The sequence below is a fragment of the uncultured Maricaulis sp. genome (assembly GCF_947259345.1).
GTDB lineage: Bacteria > Pseudomonadota > Alphaproteobacteria > Caulobacterales > Maricaulaceae > Maricaulis.
The window spans coordinates 93551-99590 of sequence record NZ_CAMYLS010000018.1; the positions used below are offsets into that span (position 1 = coordinate 93551).

Below are 6040 nucleotides of genomic sequence, written 5' to 3' on the forward strand. Positions count from 1 at the left end.
ATCAGCCGGTGACCCGGTCGAGCCAGTCGGCGAAGGCGTCGATCTGGGCATCGCGGCCGATCTCGTTCATCGTCTCGTGGCGGAAATCCTTGAGCACTTCCAGACGGACATCGGTGAGCCCGGCTTTCTTCAGGCGCTTGGCCAGGGCCTCCATGGATTTGCCGCCCTCGGTCGCCGGGTCCTTCGAGCCTGCGATCAGATGCATTGGCAACGCCTTGGGCAGGGCGGCCAGATGGCGGTCATCCTCGGCATAGGCGACACCGGAGAGGAAATCGCGCCAGAGCGAGACCGTGGACGGCCAGCCGCAGACCGGATCATTGACATAGGCGTCCACCTCATCCGTGTCGCGCGACAGCCAGTCCGCATCGCTGCGGCCTTCCGGGAAGCGCTTGTTCCAGGCCTTGAAGGTGAGATTGTCCAGCGTATGGCTGGTCGCCAGCTTGCCGCCACCGAACAGGGCTTCAAAAAAGAGCACGATTCGCATCACCCCCTTCAGGCCGCCCAGCGCCATATTGCCGTTCCAGATCGCCGCCGCGGTGACGCTGTCGGGTGCTCTCAGGATATGGTTGAAGGCGATCACCGAGCCCATGGAATGGCCGAAGATCACCAGAGGCAGGCCGGGCCAGCGACGACGCGCCTCGGCGTGAACCGCGCCGACATCCTGCATCAGCTTGTCCCAGCCATTCTCGTCGGCAAAGCGGCGCGGACCCCCATCAGCGGCCTCGGTCGCGCCATGGCCGCGATGATCCTGGGCCATGACATGATAGCCGCGCCGGGACAGCTGGTCAGCCATGCGGGCATAGCGTCCGGCATGTTCGGCGAGGCCGTGATTGATATGGACAATGCCGCGCGGCGTGCCTTCGGCATCCTGGGCATAGATCGCCAGATCGGCGCCGCTGGGGCTGGCCAGCCGCTCGAGCCTGAATGTCGCGTCGCTCATGCATCCTCCCGTTTGGGGTGAACCTAACGCGTTTTCTCGGCCGCCGTCAGGGCTATAGTCACTCGACGGGCGGGACAGGCCGCAAGCAGACCGGCCGCGATCGGGGAGGATGGCGATGTTTTCCAAACGCAAGGCGCTGCTGGCGATCGACCAGGGCACGACGAGTTCGCGGGCTGTGGTCTTCTCGCCCGAGGGCGAGGTCATCTGCACCGCCCAGCGCGAGTTCGAGCAGATCTATCCCAGGCCCGGCTGGGTCGAGCATGATGCCGACGTGATCTGGGCCACCGTCCGGGCGACGGCCCGCGAAGCGCTCGCCGCGGCGGAAAAGGCCGGTTGGCGGGCCGAGGCGATCGGCATCACCAATCAGCGCGAAACGACGCTGGTCTGGGACCGGGCGACGGGCGAAGCCATCCATAACGCCATCGTCTGGCAGGACCGGCGCACCGCCGATACTTGCGCCGCCCTGCGTCAGGCCGGCCATGCCGAGCGGGTCTCCGAGCGCACCGGCCTGGTGCTCGACCCCTATTTCTCGGCCACCAAGATTGCCTGGATGCTCGACCATGTGGACGGGGCCCGCGCCCGGGCTGAGGCGGGCGAATTGGCCTTCGGCACCGTCGATAGCTGGCTGATCTGGAAACTCACCGGCGGCGCGCTTCACGTCACCGATGCGACCAATGCCAGCCGCACGGCGCTCTATGATATCAGCGCCAATCGCTGGGATCCGGACCTGCTGGACCTGTTCAATGTGCCGGCCGCCCTGCTTCCGGAGGTGCGCGACAGTGCCGGTGATTTCGGGACGGCTGAAAAGACCGTGCTGGGCCGCGAACTGGCGATCTGCGGCGTGGCCGGTGACCAGCAATCGGCGGCCATCGGCCAGGTCTGCCTGGAGCCCGGGGAGATGAAATCGACCTATGGCACGGGCGCCTTCCTGCTGATCAATACCGGCGCCAAGCCCGTCCGCTCGAAGAACAAGCTCCTGGCCACGATCGCCTATCGTATCGCTGGCGAAACGACTTATGCGCTGGAAGGCTCGGTCCTGTCGGCCGGGGCTACCGTGCAATGGCTGCGCGACGGGCTCGGCCTGATCGCCAAGGCCTCGGAAATCGAGGCGCTGGCCGATAGCGCCGACCCTGATAGCGGTGTCTATCTCGTGCCGGCCTTCACCGGTCTGGGCGCGCCCTACTGGGATGCCGATGCCCGCGGCGCCCTGGTCGGGCTGACCCGCGGATCGGGCCGGGCCGAGATCGCCCGGGCGGCGCTGGACAGTTCGGTCCACCAGACCTGCGACCTGCTCGACGCCATGGCCGCCGACGGGGTCGAGGCGCGCAGCCTGCGGGTCGATGGCGGCATGGCCCGCAACAACGCCTTCCTGCAGCGTCTGGCCGATCTGACCGGGATCGAGACCGTCCGCCCGGCCAGTGTCGAGGCCACCGCTTGGGGGGCGGCCTTCCTGGCCGGTCTGGGCTGCGGCCTGTTTGCCTCGCTCGAGGATGGCCGCAAGGTCTGGAAAGCCGACCGCAGTTTCGCGCCCGGCGGCGACGCGGATCGCCGCGCGGCTGATCGCAAGGGCTGGCATGAGGCCGTGGCGCGGGTCCGGTCCGACGCGGTCTAGTCGGTCGTCGACAAGGCCTTGTCGAGATCGGCGATCTGGTCTTCGGCGTTTTCCAGTCCGATGGAAAGCCGGATCAGGCTGTCGGCGACACCCGCTTCGGCGCGCGCTTGCGGCGACATGGAGGCATGGGTCATCAGGGCCGGGATGCAGCACAGGCTTTCCACCCCGCCCAGCGATTGCGCCAGCGTGAAAATCTCCAGCGAGGCCACGACGTCGCGCGGGTCGGGCGCGCCCTCGGCCAGTTCCAGGCTGATCAGCTGGCCAAACCCGTCCTGCTGACGGGCCGCGAGTTCATGGCCCGGATGGCTTTCCAGTCCGGGATAATCGACGCGGGCAATGCGCGGATCGGCCTCCAGCCAGCGGGCGACGGCGAGGGCGCTTTCGCACTGGGCCTGCACCCGCAAAGGCAGGGTGCGCAGGCCGCGCAGGGCGAGATAGCTGTCGAAGGCGGCCGCCCCGACCCCGACGCAATTGGCCCACCAGGCAAGCTCGGCAACCCGCTCCGGGTCAGCGCAGCACACGGCTCCGCCGACCATGTCGGAATGACCGTTGAGCAGTTTGGTCACCGACTGGACGGAATAGTCGGCGCCCCAGTCCAGCGGTCGCTGGAGGATGGGGGACATCACCGTATTGTCGACCGCCAGCTCGGTCCCGGCATTGCGGGCCAGACGCGCCAGACCCTTCAGGTCGGAGATGCGCAGGCGTGGATTGGACGGCGTCTCGGCGATGATCAGGGCGGCGTCCTGGTTGAGCGCATTGGCGACCTGGTCGAGATCGCTGGTCTCGACATAGACCGGCACCAGACGACCGCCGCGACCGCGCGCGTCCAGCAGGCGCCGCGTGCCGCCATAAGCGTCATGCGAGCACAGCACCCGGGCGCCGTGCGGCAGGCCGTGCAGGAGCAGATCGATCGCCGACATGCCCGATCCGGTGACGATGGCGCCGGCGGCATTTTCCAGCTCGGCAATGGCGTCGGCCAGCAGGGTGCGTCCGGGATTGCCGGTGCGGGCATAGTCAAAGGCCGGCTGGATGGCCGGGTCCTCGCGCCGATAGGCGGTCGAGAGCGAGAGTGGGGGAATGACGGCATTCCAGCTGCGGTCGGTGTTCAGCCCGGCCCGGACGGCCTTGGTACGTTGATCGCTCGACATGTCAGCTCCCGAAAATCTCGTTCAGTGTGGAGGCGATGATGGCATCCTCCTTCAGGAAGGCATCATGGCCATAAAGCGAGCTGAAGGTAATCAGGCGACTGTCGGGCGTGCGTTTGGCAGCGTCGGCGATCTGGTCGACCGGGACCAGGCGGTCTTCCACGACCGCGAGCCAGGTCACCGGGCAGGCGATGGCGCGGACATCGACGCGATGTTCATCCATCGAGCGTGACAGGGCCAAAAAGTGCGCCGGGTCGACCCGGTCGGCATAGCGCTCGCCCTGGGCCGCGAGATAGCCGGTGACGCCGTTTGCGTCGCGGCTGTCCGGATCCGGCGCCGCGAAGCGGGCCTCGAATTCCTCCGGCGTGCGATAAGTGGTGACCGCGATCCGGCGGGCCAGGTCCAGCCCCGCCTTGCCATCGCCGAGGCGCAAGGCCAGCTCGACCGTGTCGCGCTGGATCGACCGCCAGGCCTTGGTCATCTCGCTGGCCCGGTCGGCCGCCGAGACCACAACCAGTTCGCGCACCCGTTCCGGTGCCAGCTCGGCCAAGGCCAGGCCGATCATGCCGCCATAGGAAGACCCGACAATGGCGACATCGCGGATATCGGCGGCGTCGGCGATGGCCAGAATGGCGCGGGCCTGGTCCTGTGTCGTGGGATAGGGGTGGACCTCCGCGCCGATGAAATCAAAGGAGAGTATGCGGTAGCGATTGGTGTCGATCGGCTTGCCGGGTCCGGCCTGCTGACGCCACCAGCCATTTTCCTGCGCCGTGTCCGCAACGACCCGGCCATAGGAAATGCCGCCCAGGACCAGCACGGCAGGGGCGCCGTCCGGCCCGGTCACGCGGCCCGTGACCTTGACCGGCGAGCCGGTGCCAGTGAGGGCGATGGTGGAGATATCCCGACATCGCAGGGCCGGGGGGTGTTCCAGTGTCACGCTCATTGATGGCGGCCCTCGGCGAGCAGGGCGCGCACATCCGACAGGACCGAGCCGGCGGTCGGTGTCTGACCGGCCCCTTTGCCATTGAGCACGATCGTGGTGCCGCTGGCGCAGCTGACCTCGACGGCATTTTCCTCATTCTCGACCCGGGCGAGGGGATGATCGGCCGGCAGGGCGATCAGGCGGACACTGGCGGTCACGCCATCCTCACCCGTCTCCAGCTCGGCGACCTGGCGATAACGCAATCCGTTTTCCCGCGCCCCGAGGATCTGGCCGACCGAGAGGTCGAACAGGCTGTCGGCCGGGATGGCATAGGCATCGGGCGCAATGTCAAAGGCGGCGCGGGCGATCAGGGCCAGCTTCGCCGCGGCATCCAGCCCGTCGAGATCAGCGCTGGGGTCCTCCTCGGCAAAGCCGGCAGCCTGGGCCGCCGCGATGGCCTCGTCGAAGCCGACGCCCTTTTCAAGCAGGCCGAGGACAAAATTCGAGGTGCCGTTGAGCACGCCGCGAACCCGGGTCACGCTTTCGCCGGCCGCCTTCAGCCGGGCCACGGTCTCCAGCACGGGGACACCGCCGCAGACTGCAGCAGAATAGGCGAAACCTGTGGCGGCCTTCCGGGCCCGGGCTTCCAGGTCGGGGCGTCGGGCGATGACGGCCTTGTTGGCGGAAATGACATGAATGCCACGCTCGACTGCGAGGGTCAGGGCTTTCTCGGCTGCGGCGCAATCGGGCAGGCCGTCAATGACGAGATCCGGTCCGGTGTCGAAGGCCGCGGTCAAATCGGTCAGCCAGGCATAGCGTTCATCGCCCTTGCGTCGCGGCTTGCGGGTGACGATGGCCGCAATTTCGACCTGGGTCTCCATCGCTTCCAGACCGGCCAGCACGCCGGCATTCACTGTGCCGCAACCGAGCAGGACAACGCGCAGGCGCGGCGTCAGGGCCGTCGTCGGGGGCGTATCGAGGGGATAATCAAGTGCCGCAACCAGAGACATTCTTCCACATTCCGTCTGGGCGGAAAGCGCGGACACGCCGATTGCGGGATTCTGACGAGGCGAATGAAAAGGATGGCGTCTGCCGTGCCTCGATCGATCCGCTTTAGCCGCACTTATTCCGCGCCCGCAAGCTAGACATCAAATCGGCGCAGCTTCACGTATAAAGATATGTTTATATGTGTCAAGCAGCAGGTGTTTCGGGCGCGCACGCCTTTGTCCCCGCACGCTTTCGCGCCGGAAGGATGGGAGGGGGAACGGGATGCCGGCCAATGCCGTCAACCGGTTTGATTTGAATAACGTGACATCGCCGACATCCCGTCCGCGGAGTTTTCCCGGGCTGTCTCCACCCCGATTCCAACACGCCAGGTAGATGGGGTCGGTCGTTTAGTGCCCCGCGACCTGATCGCACGC

At 67.0% G+C, this 6040-nt stretch carries 5 protein-coding genes; 1 reads left to right on the forward strand and 4 read right to left on the reverse strand.

Annotation, left to right across the window (positions count from 1 at the left end; translation table 11 throughout):
• Window position 1: 1 nt before the first annotated feature.
• Window positions 2-940: an alpha/beta hydrolase gene (locus Q0X62_RS08355; protein ID WP_297733979.1), complete on the reverse strand. Its 939-nt coding sequence runs from the start codon at window positions 938-940 to the stop codon at window positions 2-4.
• Between the two features lie 115 nt (window positions 941-1055).
• Between Q0X62_RS08355 and glpK the strand changes: the two genes are divergently transcribed.
• Complete coding sequence (glpK, locus tag Q0X62_RS08360) at window positions 1056-2552, forward strand: glycerol kinase GlpK (RefSeq protein ID WP_297733982.1); 1497 nt, start codon at window positions 1056-1058, stop codon at window positions 2550-2552.
• On the opposite strand, the gene Q0X62_RS08365 is transcribed toward glpK, so the two are convergent.
• From Q0X62_RS08365 to Q0X62_RS08375, 3 genes are read right to left on the reverse strand one after another with little or no spacing between them, the layout of a single operon-like run.
• Complete coding sequence (locus Q0X62_RS08365) at window positions 2549-3700, reverse strand: PLP-dependent transferase (RefSeq protein ID WP_297733984.1); 1152 nt, start codon at window positions 3698-3700, stop codon at window positions 2549-2551. The two genes, glpK and Q0X62_RS08365, sit on opposite strands and share 4 nt — an antisense overlap.
• Window position 3701: 1 nt before the next feature.
• Window positions 3702-4640, reverse strand: a complete 939-nt coding sequence (locus Q0X62_RS08370; protein ID WP_297733987.1) for a homoserine O-succinyltransferase — start codon at window positions 4638-4640, stop codon at window positions 3702-3704.
• Complete coding sequence (locus Q0X62_RS08375; RefSeq protein WP_297733990.1) at window positions 4637-5629, reverse strand: homoserine dehydrogenase; 993 nt, start codon at window positions 5627-5629, stop codon at window positions 4637-4639. Before Q0X62_RS08375 ends, Q0X62_RS08370 begins: the two co-directional genes overlap by 4 nt.
• Between the last annotated feature and the right edge of the window lie 411 nt (window positions 5630-6040).